This is a genomic window from Acinetobacter sp. UBA3461 (assembly GCF_002381195.1).
GTDB lineage: Bacteria > Pseudomonadota > Gammaproteobacteria > Pseudomonadales > Moraxellaceae > Acinetobacter > Acinetobacter schindleri.
On sequence record NZ_DFRO01000045.1, the window covers coordinates 1 to 15,014 of the forward strand.

Consider the following 15,014-nt stretch of genomic DNA (forward strand, 5'->3'; position numbering starts at 1 on the left):
GTTCAGCGGATGCTTACGAAGCAATGACTTTTTTGTCTAAAAGCAGGCGTGATATCAGGTATTTATCAGACTAACTTACTATAGAGGTAGTAGTAACCGTGCTAGTCTTTCTCCCCTACTCTCTTGAATATCAGCCCGCATATTCGCCCCCTCTTGAGATGAATTTTCATTGATTTCATTTACGCTTTTTTCATTTTCAGGCGTACTCACTTCATCTTGTGGAGTATTCTTTTCATCTGTTTTTTTAGGTATAGCTTCTTTAATTCTACCCCTCAAAAATAGCTCTGGTCTTTTTTGATTGCGATGGCTTGTGCTTTTATATTTATGGAAATATTCATACGTAGTATAGAAGCTCACTAGATCATTTCTCACCTGGGAAATAAGCCGTTTATCTTCTTTATTCACAACTAAATAGTCCGATTCACCTTCTTTAAACCATAATGTAGGGATTATGTTCAAGTCCGGCAAATTTCCATCAATTATCTGTTTGGCATTGTACCTCTTAGTAAATTCACCCCAATAATCCTTAAATTTTAATTTTACCTCATCAGCAACAACGTCCGAACGAAGGTAACAAATAGCTGTACAGTCAATAGAATAGCTGCCATGTTTAAAAACAAAATATCCGATATAAGCGTCTAAATATGCCCCTATACTCTTTGGTGCACGTTTCGCTTTCTTAAAAAATTGAGTAACAATTGTCTTCAAGGTATTGATATCTAATCGACTCTGGCTATTATCAATTTTAAAGCGTAATAAAATCGTGTTCTCTTTAAAACTTGTCTCTAAATAACACTGTGCTGATCTCGTGTTTTTTTGCACTAGCATTTCCATATAAGCTAATCTGCTTCGGGGAATTGAGATATGGCGCTGTTTGATTAGCTTTAGCTCTGGCGCTATTAGATTTGTTACTTCCGCCAGATTTATATCGTGTAAGTCATACGTTAATGATGAATTATTTAAACTTAACGGAAGCGAAAAAGTATTGTAGAGAGTCCAATTAGATGCCCATATAGAAAAATTAATATCAATTTCGTTATCCAATAAGGCTAAATACATCCTAGCTGCACAGGGCCATTTAGAGGGATCTTGGTTGATCGATAGAGAAGTTGATAAACTGTCAATATATGTATGCTCCAAATAGGCTAGGAACAAATTAACCCTTTGCAATAGTTTTATTTGCTGTGCATCCAACTCATCAAAATATTTCAGCATCTCATAAAATTTGTGTATAGACTTCGCATATTCTGGAGCACGTTTAACTAAACTGGCATCATCCCAGATTGAATTAAAATCATATGGTTTTTTCTCTAGATCATCCTTTTCTTGTCTTTTTGACTTTCTCTTATCATTTCGATCTTTTAAACGACAATCAGCTTTTCTTGTAATTAGACTTATAGGCGTATCAACTAATTCACTCTCGAACGTGTGATTATCAGGACTAATAATCTTTTCCATTCCATAAAACAATCCCACAAACCACTTCAACATAAGAGCTAATTTTTTTCGATTAGGGAGTTTGAATTCTTTTATTTCTTTTACACCTAAGTGATCAAGAATTTGATCAATAGCAATAATTTCCGACCGAACAAAAGCAGCAATCTTACTACCATAAAAAAATTTATCTAACTCACGGTGTAATGACTCCTTGATTTGATTGGTATCTATTTGATGTGTCGAACTGTCTAGAATAAATCCAAACATTAATCGAACTTCACCATTCAGCTCTATCTCACCTTTTTTAAGGATAGATAACCAAGGTAAATGGGTTCCTAGCTCAAGATTATTTAACTCATTTACTAACAAGTGTGTTTTTCTTTCGACCGAAGTTGTAGCTAATCTATGATCTACTTGACTAGTTTGAGTTAGATTTTCAATCTCCCTATCAGAGAAATCTTGTACCTGAAATTTTACCAACACAAGCGCTTGTCTAATCTTCTTAGCGCCATGTAGCACATCCAAAATTTCACGCGCAATCTCATCGCCTTTATCTTGATCGAAATTAAATTTGTAGTTCTTTTGCTTGCCTAAATACTGCTCATATCGATCAATCGTCTCAAATACTTCCTCATAAGGAAAGTCTTCAACTTTCCATCTGTCAGATTGAATATCACTTCTGAAGATACATGATCCTTCTTTATCTAAAAAATTAATGAAAGCATGAATTTTTTCTGGCAACTTGTAATATGGAGTTGCTAATTTCATAAGTGCAACATCTACTACTAGACCATTATAAAAATCAACTATCTGCTTTTTTCTCACCTCATTTTTTGAAGAGCAAGCGTCATCCCAATCTACTTTTTGATAACCAATAAACTCTTCAACTAGCTCCAAACGCTCATACAGTCTTTCTAAAGTTTCGATAGTTTCCCGAAATATGCCTTTATGAATTTTCCTATTTTGAGTAATTGAATGCCGATAGCTATCCGTATAGTAACGTTTCAAAAATCCAAAAATTTCTTTATCAGTCAGTTTTTCTAATTGCCCGATTTCGGGGAGCTTCCTAAAAATTTGAGGATTTGCTTCATTCATGATTAAAATATTCTAGTATTTTTAGATAATAGTTAAAAATTAACACTTCTAACCCTTATATTTCAAGCTTTCTTTCTCCAATCTAAATAAAAGAAAAACTGTTATACCCTATTCACCTACTTTTAAACCCTATATTATAAAAATTAAACCCCTATTTAGAAACTATTAAGGCGTTTTATGTACTCAGGTTTCAGCTATAACGATGAAAAAAAACCACGCTTTTTAGCGTGGTTTTTGTGATTTTTCTAGTCATTTAATTCAGCCAATCCTTCACTCCCCCCTCATACCACTCCATCAATCTCACCCGCTCATCCCAATATTGCGCTCGGTTATATGCAGAGCGAATACGGTTCTGTGGTACATGAGCTAACTGACGTTCGATTGCATATGGATTAAAAAGATTCGATTCATTTACGATAGTACTGAACAAAGATCTAAAACCATGTGTGGTTATTCGTCCCGCATAGCCTGAACGTTCAATTACTACCAAAATTGATTCACTGTGAGTAAAATAATTCAGATATAGCAACTGGTTGTTATTTGTTCATTTAATAATAATCATCAGATGACATAAGAGCACCCTTATATAGTTGGGGGTATAAATGTGGGTATAATTAAAAATATATATTTTTATTTAATTATATTTCATTTACTTATAAACCAAATATGACTCCCTCTCTCAGCCAAGATTCATAATCATGTAGCCGCATGATGTCTCAAAAGGTTTAAATCCGAAGGGTTTAAGCCTTTTTTGTTGTCTGTAATTAAATATCATCCTGCAATCTCACTATTGGCTATTCCTCAACGCCTTCATTTTTAGCTTCTAGAAAAGAAAAAAATATTTAATCAGATTCTTTAATTTTTACAGCTTAATGAAAGAAAATTCATTAAGATTTCGGCTAAATTCCATTTTTAGAAGTTACAGCAATTTTAATTTTATGAATCATTATCAAGCTTGTAATATTCTGCCAATTGTTTGAAAAGTGATCTAATATAAAATATGTAATCAGAAGCTCGCTGTAGTTTCTTTTCCAATTTAATACCTCCTTCCTTATGATGGAGGTATTTTTTTTATTTAAAAAAAATCAGTTCTTATACAGTGGTGAATTCTCTTATACTCTTATTATTCAGCCCTGGATAACAACTAGAAAAGACGATGAAAAAACTAACCTTTACTACCCTGTTCGTTATGTTAGTTATTGCTGGTTGCCAAAAGCAGCCTGAGCAGGCAGAAGCCGCAATGTCGACAGATAAAAACTCTGTAGATGTCATTCAATTTGAACAGGCAGACCAGAAAATCAGTGGTTTTCTGGACCAGTTAGATAACCCGGCTACACCTATGGAACTTCGCAAGAAAATCATTTGCGAAGATTATCCTGAGGTGTATTTTAAAGAATATGTACCTGCCTTTATAAAAATTGCGCCAGAAAACACAAAAGAACAGTTAGCACAGGATTTGAAGCTGGCACTGGATTTTTATAAGAAGAAGGACAATGTCGTTTGCTAATGCTTGTCTTTTAATTAATGAACAAATGAATTGCCCTCTTTTCCCTATATATACTTCATGAAAGTTATACAAAAAATTCAGTTACTGAATTCTAACTTGGCATAAAAATAGCTTAATTTTATTGTCATCATCGCTATGTTATGTTGCTCTTAGCGGGCACATAAAAGGAGAACAAAAACCAGTAGATCCAACCAACCACGCCATTGATCTTGATTCAAACTAAAAGCTAAAAGATAGACACACTGCTATTCGGGAGCGAACATGAATAACAGCGCAAACTATGCAAAACAGATCAAAAATGCTAAACGTGGCGGTTACACTCCGACCATTGCCAAAGACGTCAACAAACACAAGATTCAAAAAGCCCTCAGACTCATCGAACAGTGGAGAAGCCTCGCTCAAGAACTCAAACCCCAAATGCAGTTTGACATGGCCTTTACCTTGGAGGAATGTGCTCAGGATCTGGACCGTATCCTAAAAAGCCGATAAACCTAGTTTTTATTCATCTCTGAAACCAGTTTAAATTTTCCACCCTCGCCCACACTTTCGCATGTGGGCGATTTTCATGAATCCAGCTGATGTATTTCAAGTTTTGCAGCTTTTCGTATCATGCAGAATTCAATCAAACTTAAAATTTTACCAAAGCATTTAAACGGTTATTTTTTGGCTTGCATCACCTCAAAAAATCTGTAGAATGCACACCACAACGCCGGCATAGCTCAGTTGGTAGAGCAACTGACTTGTAATCAGTAGGTCCACAGTTCGAATCCGTGTGCCGGCACCATTTTCTTAGCCTCGCTTTTTTAGTGAGGCTTTGATGTTTCTGGAGTCTGCATTTTCTTCGGGCTTGATCTTTTCAGTCACTGTTCTAGTGCTTTGCTTTTGCGCTGATCTGCACATACCGCACTACACCTTCTTCAAAAAGCTTTCGGCATAGTTTTGCGGTTATCTGAATTTTAAACTCATCTAGTCTGGATGCCTTCACAGACTGAACCAATTTTTTTGAATTTAAATCCTGCTGTACATACCTGGAAAAACCGGCAAATACTGATTCTGACAGATCTTCAACCTGAACATCTGTGAATTCAAACTCATCTAGACATTCATATAGCGCACCCAGCGGCATCAAATCACTTAAATTGACATCTGCTGATTTCAACAAAAGCTGGTATTTACACTTTTGAAATGAATTTAAAGTTTTCCAGCGCTCAGACAAGACCAGATGATGAAAACCGATTCGCGCTTTTGAATTCAAAACTGGGACTATCTGTTCCAACAAGCTTGGTACGCTATTGTGATAAGCCGCATCTAGACACAGCACAGCGTCAAATTTATGTGGGAAATGGATATCTTTTAGTCGAAGAAAAGAAGCATGATAAATTGCATTCAGTTCAGGTAAATGCTGCTGAATCTTGGTAACACAAGTTTTCTGTAGCTCTACGCCTGCCAGGTATTGCACCTGATAGTGCTGCTGCCAATGCAGCAGACTGGCACCCTGACCGCAGCCAAGATCCAGTAATTTATCTTTTGAATTTAAATGAATGGTTTCAGCCAGATGATCAGCCAAAGCCTGACAGGCAGCAACATAGTCTTGCTGCCCTATCTGCCAGTAACCAAGATTGCTCCAGGGCAATAATGAAGTATCTCCAAGCAATGCTGCATTGATAGCATATTTATGCTCGGGTAGACGCTGCCGAAAGGCCTGGAACAGTTTCATGCTTAATAACCGAGTTGTGGTGCAACCTCAATATTCGGTTTTAATCCCTCGAATGGCAATGGTGCACCAAAGATTTCTGCAATCTTCATCGCTGAAGTAACTGCAGATTCTAGAATTGGCAAGCCATCACATGACCATGAACCACAATAGAATACCTTACGGCCCTGATCCAGATGACGTTGCTGTAATTCCTTGTTCAAGGCTACAGTATGCGCATCAACGACTGCGCGAGTCAGTGTCACAGAAGAAATAATTTTCTTCGGATCGATATCAGTCACCGGGCGCCAGGTCTGGAATACCGGAGATTTACCTACCAATGTTGGTTCAACCGCATTGAGCCATACCGTGAACTGCTGACGGGTAAACTTGCGGTCCATCATATAGCTTAGTACTGCCCAGTCTTTACGTTTCGGCGGCATCACGCTGGTATCGGTATGGATTACCAATTGCCCCTGCTCAAACTGGAATTTTTTTAATAATTCAATATCTGTTGCAAACTGGTCTTTATCAAGAAATTCCTCGATCTTGTTGGTGGGTGTAGCAACGATGACACGGTCAAATAACTTGGAATAACCTGCCGCATTTTCTACACGTACCTGGTCACCCTGCTGTTGTACCAGCGTGGTTGCTGCACCACTGACAATGTCGATGCCTTCAATCAGTTTATCCACCAAGGCTGGTGTACCGCCCTGCATACGCAATAATGCATCGCCATCTGTCAGCTGACGCAGGAAAATCAATAAGGGCTTGGCTGGCCATTCACCAATGGTTTTCGGGTTACAGGTACAGATGGTATACAGCACTGGCATCACCGCACCATGCCAGAATACTTCTTCAATATCATTGCGATTAATAAATTCTGCCAGGCTGATATCCTGATTTTTAGATTTAAAGAATTTGTTCAACGCTGTTTTCAGTTGTAATAAACCTTTAACCAGACGCCAGCCATACTGTTGAAGACCTTTACGGTTATTGATAATCGGAAAGTTACCAATCCGGCTACGCGAAGTCGTCAGCCAGGTTTCGGTCCGGTCCTCAAATAACCAGCTGCACGCCATATAAGTACGTACCGGATAGGTCTTGATCCCCAGATGAGTCGCAAGACTTAGCGTATTTTTCCACAAGTACGGATTCATCACACGCAAAGGAGCATCGACCAGTCCACCTTCAAACTCGAGGCTGTGACTGTCCATGCCGCGCCCTTGCAGCGCTTCAAAAATAGTGATGTGATGTCCTGCATCCTGAAGAATTCTGGCTGTAGCCAGTCCGGCCATGCCACTACCAATTACTGCGATATCCAAACTGATCATCCGTCATTGAGAAACTTTTAGAAATTATGTACCAAGCCTGCCGTAATTAGGCTATTAAAATCTTCCAGATTGCATTTTTTTCAGATGGACTAAAGCGCTTGAAAATTCATAATTTTTTACATTTTTAATATAAAAAGTTTACACTGTTTAAATTTATGCTTTTATTGATATTTTTTGTATTTTTATAAAAATTATCCTTTAAAAACAATACATTTAAATTAACCAATTTTTTAACTTTCGTTTTACAAAAGATACAAGAAGCGCTATAATTTTCTGCATAATAAAATGCTAACTTCATCGCCCTCCACAGTGTTGAAGTTATTTAAAAAATCTTATAATCAGAAGAACTTACAGCGCATAACTATTTAAAAGCCTCTGCACTGCAGAGGCTTCTTTCTTTCTGGACTGACATTTTTATTCAGCAGCTACCGGAATTTCTCCAAATTTACCCTGATTAAAATCCTGGAAGGCCTGGACAATTTCTTCCTTGGTATTCATCACAAAAGGACCATAACCTTGAATGGGTTCCTTCAAGGGTTTACCGGTCAAGACTACGAATTTGCTGTCCTGATAAGTCTGAATCTGGATTATAGGATCGTTATCCTGAGCAAATATCACAATAGAACTGTCCAGAACTTTCTGGCCAGCATTCACTACCAGCTCTCCACTCAATAGCACCAGCAAAGCATTATGACCGGCAGGTATCTGCAGCATCGTTTCATAATCTGCTTTGAGTTCACCATCCCACACATTGACCGGACTAAAGGTATGCGCCGGACCATGATGCCCATCAAGTTCACCAGCGATGACCCGGATATGCCCTGCACCTTCATCCATTTCAATCCGGGGAATATCAGTTGCAGTCAGTGCCTGATAACGCGGTGTAGTCATTTTGTCTTTGGCAGGTAAATTTACCCACAGCTGGACCATTTCAAACAGACCACCATTCCGGGCAAAGTCTGGAGAATGGAATTCTTCATGCACCACGCCTGCACCTGCAGTCATCCACTGTACATCACCTGCCTGAATCGTACCGCCACCACCGCCAGAATCCTTATGCGTTACTCCACCCTGATAGGCGATTGTCACGGTTTCAAAACCACGGTGTGGATGTGAACTGACACCCTGCTGCACCGTAGTCGGATCAAAATGATACGGCGCTGCATAATCCAGCAACAGAAACGGACTGATGACCTGACCAAGACGGTCATAAGAAAACAGATTTTTGACCGGAAATCCATCACCGACCCAATGCATGTGCTGATTACGGTAAACACCTATGACTTTTTTCATCTTTTTACTCCTATCTGAATAGGATGAACATGCAGTCATTGTATGCGTTGCGGATAACTATCGATACTAGGCCAATGAAATGCAGTATCCCGAATATAAGACAATACTGGTGTCAGTACTGGTACCCTACAACTGGTTTATACCTTATGTAAAAGCCAGCGTCTGGTGATGGAAAAACTGATTGAGCATCTGGTTGAAAGCTTGCTTGCCGCAGCCGAAAGTCATCAAGACTATATGATTTAATTGTCCTTTCATTTTCAAATGACCATAAAAAAATCCAGCGCTGAAGGCTGGATTTTTTAGATTTGATAAAGATTTATTGAATTAGATTTTACCTACCAGGTCAATTGAAGGAGCTAGGGTTGCTTCGCCTTCTTTCCATTTTGCAGGACATACTTCACCTGGGTGAGCATGTACGTACTGAGCTGCTTTTACTTTACGAAGCAGTTCCTGCGCGTCACGACCGATACCACCTGCGTTGATTTCAATGATCTGGATTTTACCATCCGGATCGATCACGAAAGTACCGCGGTCAGCCAAACCTTCAGCTTCGATCAGCACTTCAAAGTTTTTCGCCAGAGTCCAGGTTGGATCGCCAATCATTGGATACTGGATTTTACCAATCACGTCAGACGTGTCATGCCAAGCTTTATGGGTAAAGTGCGTATCCGTAGATACACCATAGATTTCTACACCCAGTTTCTGGAATTCGGCATATTGATCGGCAAGATCGCCTAATTCTGTTGGACAAACAAAAGTGAAGTCAGCAGGATAGAAGAATACAACAGACCATTTGCCTTTCATGTCTTGCTCAGATACTTCAATAAATTGACCATTGTGGTAAGCAGTTGCATTAAATGGCTTAACTTCAGTATTGATTAAACTCATGTGATTTTTCCTATCAGTTCGCGGGAATTCATTCGATGAACTAAGAATACACAAAAACTAATAATAGATAAAACCGTAACTTTTTATAAAAATTATCGTTTTTTTAGATTTATAAATTCTATTAATTTTTTACTTATTATCTTTTATTCCAATTTAACTCCTGACCTCTACCGAGAGAAATGCTGTAAAGAATCCCAAACTGACTGCGCCAAAGCAGATGCATGTTTTTGCGGAGAATCCTTGACTCGACCTGCCAGCCAGGCACGGCAATAGCTTTCTGTCGCGCCAATTACTAAAGAGGTCAGTAAAGCAGGTGGTACAGCTTGCAGACAAGCGGCATCTGACTGCTGGGCCAGCCATTTCTTTAAATCCTGATTGCGCTGGCTGGTACGCTGTTCCAGATCCTGACGCAGTTCTGAGGTATGTACCACATGATGGGCTGCATAGAGAAAACGGGCAAAATCTGGATAACTGATGACCCAATCAATATAACTTCGGATAATGGCATGAATACCCTGTTCAGCACTTTTCGCTTGGGATAAGGCATCTAAACGTCGGCTAGACTGATCCTTTAAAGCGGCTAGATACAGCGCAGCTACGATCCCATCCTTGTGATGAAAATGATGATAAATTGCGCCAACACTGGTTTCTGCTCGATCCCGAATCATTTCAATTGTCGTTGCAGCTATGCCACTTTGTAAAAATTCCTGTAGCGCACAATTCAGAATTTGACGCTTTAAGGCCAAGCGTCCGCCTGGATAACTCCCTTCCAATACATCCATACCTTGCATTCTCCTTAATGTGCTCGGCACCGTTAATCATTAACTTGTCTATTTTAAACACTTTTCTTGTGAGTCCTGCAAATACAGAATATTATTCTGTATGAGGATCTTATTATTATTCACCTCTTACGCAGGATCGCGATCATGAGCCAGGCTCTAAAAATATGGAAAACCTTTCACAAAAAACCAGGTGGTAAATACATATTTTCCAGATTACTTTGCATAAAAATACCTTATTTCAGCAGTATTTCCCCATTGCTCGAAACGCTTGCTCCGTATTATTGCGAAGTGAGCATGAAAAAACATGCGGCTGTACTCAATCATCTAGATACAATCCATGCGATTGCCATATGCAATCTGGCTGAACTGGCAGCAGGTACCATGACCGATGCCAGCGTCCCCAAAACCCATTCCTGGATTCTAAAAGGTATGCAGGTCGAATATCTTAAAAAAGCAACGACCGATTTAAGAGCCATTGCCACACCTGCAAAGTTAAATGTTGAATGGCATGAAATCGCTGAATACCAGGTTAATGTTGAGGTACTGGATATGGCACAAGAAACCGTATGCCGTGCCCTCATTACAATGTGGGTATCTCCTAAAAAGAAGAAAAATAAACAAGCCTAAAAAAACCCGTCAGGTGACGGGCTTTTAAGGATGCTCTTCTGTTTTAAATTTTAATCAGAATGGTAAGTCATCATCCAGGTCTGCTGCAGGCGCTGCAACTGGAGCTGGTGCAGATTTTGGCGCAAAACCGCTTGGGTTATTATTGCCATAGCCATTACCACCCGCAGGTGCATTATTGAAGCCACCTTGCTGTGGTGCATTATAACCTTGTTGACCAGCATTGTTATTGCCATAGCCGCCCTGGTTATTGTTGAAACGTGGCTGTGCAAAACCGCCATTGTCTGACTGTTCACCTTGAGGACGGCCAGAATCCAGCATTTGCATCTGCTCACCACGGATTTCTGTAGTGTAACGCTCTTGACCACTTTGGTCTGTCCACTGACGGGTACGTAGTGAACCTTCGATATAGACTTTAGAACCTTTACGTAGATACTGCTGTGCAATTTCACCTAAACGGTTATGCAGCACAATGCGGTGCCATTCTGTTTGCTCTTTACGCTCACCAGTGTTCTTATCCGTCCACGAATCACTGGTCGCGATAGAGAATTGAGTGAGAGAACCCCCATTCGGGAAAGTTTTTGTTTCAGGATCTCGACCTAAAGTACCTACTAAAATAACCTTATTTACACCACGCATGAGACCTATACTTCCTATTTGTTTCTATATTTTACTTTATAAGAGTTATGCTTAAATGGCTACCTCTTTACCCAACAAGTGCGTTAATTGTTGTCGCGCAGTATCATTAATCTGCTGTTTATCAACCTTGACGTAGGCCACTTGCTGTTCAGGCATCACCACGACTTCTTCAATACCATGAATAGATAAAAGCTGTGAAGTCCATTCATCTGTTTGTCGATTTTCAGGCAGGCTTAACACCAGGGACGAAAGATAGCGCGGCTGAGCCAGACCAAAACTGATGAGCAGCCAAATTATAGCAACCGCAGTCAGAATACTCCAACCCATGGAAGTGTCATTCAGCAACAAAAGTTGTCCGCCTAGCGTACCGCCAAAGAAGGCACCGAGGAACTGACTGCTGGCATTCACGCCCATCGCTGTTGCCTTGGACTGAATTGGCGCAACCTTGGATAACCACGATGGTAATAAGGCTTCCATTACATTGAAGGCAATAAAGAAGATCCCTAAACCAGTGAGCAGGATATATTTCGATTCAAAGCCAAAAATCAGTACCAATAGGCCAACGATAATTCCCGCAATTGCAGTCAGGAAAATACCACGCATTTTGCGGTATTTTTCCGCCAGAATAATGCTTGGAAAAGCAAAGAACAGACTAATTACGAGTAAGGGCAGATATACCCAGCCATGACTGGCCAAAGGAATATTAGCGAACTCAATGAGCTGCGAAGGTACATAGATAAACATTGCCGTTAATAACAAATGCAGGCTAAACACAGAGACATGCAGGCGATTCAGGTCGCCCATTTTTAGGACTTGTTTCAGCTGAATCAGATACCCCTGCTGAAAATTACGATGATGACGGGTCACTTTTGGCACCATCAGCAGCATGGCAATTGCCGCTAGCCCCATTATGGTAGTCACCCAGAACAACCCAGAAATACCCACCAGACCCGTTAACCAAGGTCCTAAGGTAAATGCCACCACAAAAGATAAGCCGATACTCATGCCCATGGTTGCCATGGCTTTCATGCGGTTTTCTTCACGGGTCACATCGGCAAGCAATGCCATGACCACCGCCGAAACCGCACCGCCGCCCGCAATGGCACGCCCAATAATCACTCCATAGATTGTGTCCGACATGGCGGCAATTGCACCACCCAATGCAAATAGCAATAACCCGATGACCACCAGCGGTTTGCGACTGAAACGGTCTGCAATCAGGCTAAATGGAATCTGTAGAATGGCCTGAGTCAGACCATAAACCCCTACTGCCAGGCCAATCAGTGCCGGCGTAGCATATTCATATGACTGTCCTGCAACCGAAAATACAGGGATAATCATAAACAACCCCAGCATGCGCAGTGCAAAAATGCTGCTAAGCGCAAAGGTTGAGCGACGTTCTAGGGCATTCATCATAAATTATGGCAGTTCAATTGATGGATCTTCAGGCGAAGATTATAGGACATTCGGCCGGGATGGATGCAGGAATTTTATTTGAAATAAAGATGATGCTGATCTAAAAAATAAAAAAGCGCAGCCGGAGCTACGCTTTTGCATCAGGATCACAGGCCTTAGTGATGTAAAGCCTGACGTTTCTTGTACTGAATCGAGGCAATCACGGCCCAGACAATAAAGGCCACCCCGATCAGGCCGGTCACTATTTCCGGTACATGTACACCAGTACCGCTGGCAATCATGATGAAAGCCAAGGCGCCAATCGCGTAATGCGCACCATGTTCCAGATAGATATAAGCATCCAGCGTGCCTTTTTCCACCAGATAAATCGTCATTGAACGGACAAAGATCGCACCGATTGCCAGACCCAGCATGATGATTACCACGTCCGAGGTAATTGCAAAGGCACCGATCACGCCATCAAAACTGAATGAGGCATCCAGGACTTCCAGATACAGGAATCCTCCAATACCAGCTTTCACCACGCCAGTAGGTACGCCATTTTCATCATGACGAACTGCATTGCCATTTTCATCCACTTCAGGTTCACCACCGAGCATATGACTCAGCACCTGCACCCCGATATAAATCACAATACCCCAGATTCCCGCCATGGTCACGACCAGACGCTTGGCTTCATCGACATTGGCTGCCATGATTAACAAGGCCACCAGCGCAATAAAGACCGACATTGCCGGAACACTAGCCAGGTTGGATAAACGGCGTTCTACTCTTCTGAACCAGTGCGTATCCTTTTCTTCATCCAGAAAGAAATTCAGGAATACCATCAACAGGAAGGCACCACCAAATGCCGCAATTTCAGGATGATGTGCCATCAAACGCGCTGAATATTCTTTTGGATCATTCAGGGCCAGACGTACCACTTCCATAAAGCCCAGGTCTGCAGTCACTGCAACAATGACCACCGGGAAGATCAGACGCATCCCGAAAACTGCAATCAGAATACCTACTGTCAGGAATAGCATTTTCCAGAAATGATCCCAGCCACGCAGGACAGATGCATTGACAACCGCGTTATCAAAGGACAACGACACTTCCATAATCGCCAGAATGGCGGTAATGGTCAGTGCTGTGAACATGGTTTGCAGGCCCGCTTCCGGACCATGGGTATAACCCCAATAAGCAGACAAACCAAGGCACACGATCGAAAATGCGATTGAGAAACCAAAATGTTTCAACATACAAATCGACCTTAGATAAATTTCATTGAGTGTATTTCTTTTATTGTAGGGAAATACCAAGACTAAAACTTGTCTCAATTATGAAACTTTTGCTGCATAAACCAAAGCACTTCCTGAACCATTTTTGCGTATTTTCTGCTTTTCAAATCTGTCGATCTTTTCAACGGGTCGATCTTTGCTATAGTGCTGCATGCTTTGACTTCAACTGCTCAGGATTTCAGTATGAGTTTCTCTCAAGACGTATGGCAACGTAACCTCGAACTTTATCAAAAGACCTTGGCACTGCCTTTTAACCAGCAGCTGGCACAAGGCACATTGAACCGTGATGCCTTCAGTCATTATGTGATTCAGGATGCGCATTATTTGCTGGCCTATGGCCGTGCACTGGCAGTCTGTGCCGCCAAAGCCTTTGAGGCTGATGATGTGATCCAGTTTAGTGAAGCGGCTAAAATTGCGATTGTGGTCGAGCGCAGCCTGCATAATGGTTTTATGCAGGATTTCGGTATCAGCAAAGCCCAGTTCGAAAATACGCCGTTGACGCTGGCCTGCCATCATTATACTTCCTATTTGCAGGCAACTGCCTGGGCCGAAAGCTATCCAGTGGTGCTGGCAGCCCTGCTGCCATGTTTCTGGATTTATGCAGAAGTCGGCAAGGATATTGTCGATAAGGCCGCAGCCAATAACCCTTATCAGGCCTGGATTGATACTTACGCCGGGGAAGATTTCCATACTGCTGTACGCAATGTGATTGCAACTGTGGATCGCGTAGCAGCGCGTGTCGATGCCGACACCCTGGAAAAAATGCATGCGGCCTATACCTATGCAGCGCGTCTGGAATGGTTGTTCTGGGACAGCGCCTTTGAGCAACGCCAGTGGCCTGGTCTGGATTGATACAAGCTGAATTCAGCCCTGTTCAATACGGGGCTTTTTATTTTTTCTACAAAATTCTAAATAATACAAAATAATTTTAATTTTTATCTTGGATCGATGCTCCGCAATTCTACGCACTCTGTGTTTTTTACAGAGCTTAAATCCATGTTCAAATGCTTTTATTAAAAGCAGGAC

At 41.1% G+C, this 15,014-nt stretch carries 13 protein-coding genes, 1 tRNA gene and 1 pseudogene; 5 read left to right on the forward strand and 10 right to left on the reverse strand.

Annotated features, from left to right (window positions below; translation table 11 throughout):
* Window positions 1-78: 78 nt before the first annotated feature.
* Both B3D47_RS12600 and B3D47_RS12605 read right to left on the reverse strand, forming a co-directional pair.
* On the reverse strand, window positions 79-2,532 hold the full coding sequence (locus B3D47_RS12600; protein ID WP_286862302.1) for a hypothetical protein: 2,454 nt from the start codon (window positions 2,530-2,532) through the stop codon (window positions 79-81).
* 253 nt (window positions 2,533-2,785) lie between these two features.
* Window positions 2,786-3,037 (reverse strand): annotated as a pseudogene (locus B3D47_RS12605) (tyrosine-type recombinase/integrase); the annotation flags it as partial.
* A 651-nt stretch (window positions 3,038-3,688) separates the two neighbouring features.
* Between B3D47_RS12605 and B3D47_RS12610 the strand changes: the two are divergent.
* From B3D47_RS12610 to B3D47_RS12620, 3 genes are all read left to right on the forward strand, one after another.
* Complete coding sequence (locus B3D47_RS12610) at window positions 3,689-4,039, forward strand: hypothetical protein (protein ID WP_286862304.1); 351 nt, start codon at window positions 3,689-3,691, stop codon at window positions 4,037-4,039.
* A gap of 261 nt (window positions 4,040-4,300) precedes the next feature.
* Window positions 4,301-4,528 carry a hypothetical protein gene (locus B3D47_RS12615; protein WP_004813658.1) on the forward strand — a complete coding sequence of 76 codons (228 nt, stop codon included), beginning with the start codon at window positions 4,301-4,303 and terminating at the stop codon, window positions 4,526-4,528.
* Between the two features lie 219 nt (window positions 4,529-4,747).
* Window positions 4,748-4,823 (forward strand) — tRNA-Thr (locus B3D47_RS12620).
* Window positions 4,824-4,907: 84 nt separating this feature from the next.
* Here B3D47_RS12620 and B3D47_RS12625 read toward each other — a convergent pair.
* The 5 genes from B3D47_RS12625 to B3D47_RS12645 form a co-directional block, all read right to left on the reverse strand.
* On the reverse strand, window positions 4,908-5,756 hold the full coding sequence (locus B3D47_RS12625; RefSeq protein ID WP_286862306.1) for an SAM-dependent methyltransferase: 849 nt from the start codon (window positions 5,754-5,756) through the stop codon (window positions 4,908-4,910).
* A 2-nt stretch (window positions 5,757-5,758) separates the two neighbouring features.
* The gene (locus tag B3D47_RS12630; protein ID WP_005220638.1) at window positions 5,759-7,066 is read right to left on the reverse strand and encodes an FAD-dependent oxidoreductase; all 1,308 of its coding nucleotides are present in this window, start codon (window positions 7,064-7,066) and stop codon (window positions 5,759-5,761) included.
* A 414-nt stretch (window positions 7,067-7,480) separates the two neighbouring features.
* A complete protein-coding gene (locus B3D47_RS12635) occupies window positions 7,481-8,359 on the reverse strand; it encodes a pirin family protein (protein WP_286862308.1) in 879 nt (292 codons plus the stop codon).
* 324 nt (window positions 8,360-8,683) lie between these two features.
* Window positions 8,684-9,247 (reverse strand): alkyl hydroperoxide reductase subunit C, encoded by a 564-nt coding sequence (gene ahpC / locus B3D47_RS12640; protein WP_103800193.1) that lies wholly within the window; start codon window positions 9,245-9,247, stop codon window positions 8,684-8,686.
* Between the two features lie 167 nt (window positions 9,248-9,414).
* Window positions 9,415-10,029, reverse strand: a complete 615-nt coding sequence (locus tag B3D47_RS12645; protein WP_163167498.1) for a TetR/AcrR family transcriptional regulator — start codon at window positions 10,027-10,029, stop codon at window positions 9,415-9,417.
* Between the two features lie 144 nt (window positions 10,030-10,173).
* Between B3D47_RS12645 and B3D47_RS12650 the strand changes: the two genes are divergently transcribed.
* Window positions 10,174-10,656, forward strand: coding sequence for a hotdog fold domain-containing protein (locus B3D47_RS12650; RefSeq protein ID WP_163172439.1), 483 nt, complete (start codon window positions 10,174-10,176; stop codon window positions 10,654-10,656).
* A 54-nt stretch (window positions 10,657-10,710) separates the two neighbouring features.
* Here the strand turns inward: B3D47_RS12650 and ssb are convergent, their stop codons facing one another.
* From ssb to B3D47_RS12665, 3 genes are all read right to left on the reverse strand, one after another.
* Window positions 10,711-11,292 carry a single-stranded DNA-binding protein gene (ssb, locus tag B3D47_RS12655; RefSeq protein WP_071320869.1) on the reverse strand — a complete coding sequence of 194 codons (582 nt, stop codon included), beginning with the start codon at window positions 11,290-11,292 and terminating at the stop codon, window positions 10,711-10,713.
* 51 nt (window positions 11,293-11,343) lie between these two features.
* The gene (locus B3D47_RS12660) at window positions 11,344-12,708 is read right to left on the reverse strand and encodes an MFS transporter (protein ID WP_005220623.1); all 1,365 of its coding nucleotides are present in this window, start codon (window positions 12,706-12,708) and stop codon (window positions 11,344-11,346) included.
* Between the two features lie 155 nt (window positions 12,709-12,863).
* On the reverse strand, window positions 12,864-13,949 hold the full coding sequence (locus B3D47_RS12665; RefSeq protein ID WP_103800196.1) for a DUF475 domain-containing protein: 1,086 nt from the start codon (window positions 13,947-13,949) through the stop codon (window positions 12,864-12,866).
* Between the two features lie 222 nt (window positions 13,950-14,171).
* Here B3D47_RS12665 and tenA point away from each other — a divergent pair, with 222 nt between their 5' ends.
* Window positions 14,172-14,840, forward strand: coding sequence for a thiaminase II (tenA, locus tag B3D47_RS12670; protein WP_273798173.1), 669 nt, complete (start codon window positions 14,172-14,174; stop codon window positions 14,838-14,840).
* Window positions 14,841-15,014 lie beyond the last annotated feature (174 nt).

Bases quoted from the DNA above. Each gene is read 5' to 3' on its own strand.
- ssb (WP_071320869.1), bottom strand. From the start codon at position 11,292: ATGCGTGGTGTAAATAAGGTTATTTTAGTAGGTACTTTAGGTCGAGAT.
- B3D47_RS12630 (WP_005220638.1), bottom strand. From the start codon at position 7,066: ATGATCAGTTTGGATATCGCAGTAATTGGTAGTGGCATGGCCGGACTG.
- B3D47_RS12610 (WP_286862304.1), top strand. From the start codon at position 3,689: ATGAAAAAACTAACCTTTACTACCCTGTTCGTTATGTTAGTTATTGCT.
- B3D47_RS12660 (WP_005220623.1), bottom strand. From the start codon at position 12,708: ATGATGAATGCCCTAGAACGTCGCTCAACCTTTGCGCTTAGCAGCATT.
- B3D47_RS12645 (WP_163167498.1), bottom strand. From the start codon at position 10,029: ATGGATGTATTGGAAGGGAGTTATCCAGGCGGACGCTTGGCCTTAAAG.
- ahpC (WP_103800193.1), bottom strand. From the start codon at position 9,247: ATGAGTTTAATCAATACTGAAGTTAAGCCATTTAATGCAACTGCTTAC.
- tenA (WP_273798173.1), top strand. From the start codon at position 14,172: ATGAGTTTCTCTCAAGACGTATGGCAACGTAACCTCGAACTTTATCAA.
- B3D47_RS12635 (WP_286862308.1), bottom strand. From the start codon at position 8,359: ATGAAAAAAGTCATAGGTGTTTACCGTAATCAGCACATGCATTGGGTC.
- B3D47_RS12615 (WP_004813658.1), top strand. From the start codon at position 4,301: ATGAATAACAGCGCAAACTATGCAAAACAGATCAAAAATGCTAAACGT.
- B3D47_RS12600 (WP_286862302.1), bottom strand. From the start codon at position 2,532: ATGAATGAAGCAAATCCTCAAATTTTTAGGAAGCTCCCCGAAATCGGG.
- B3D47_RS12650 (WP_163172439.1), top strand. From the start codon at position 10,174: ATGAGCCAGGCTCTAAAAATATGGAAAACCTTTCACAAAAAACCAGGT.
- B3D47_RS12665 (WP_103800196.1), bottom strand. From the start codon at position 13,949: ATGTTGAAACATTTTGGTTTCTCAATCGCATTTTCGATCGTGTGCCTT.
- B3D47_RS12625 (WP_286862306.1), bottom strand. From the start codon at position 5,756: ATGAAACTGTTCCAGGCCTTTCGGCAGCGTCTACCCGAGCATAAATAT.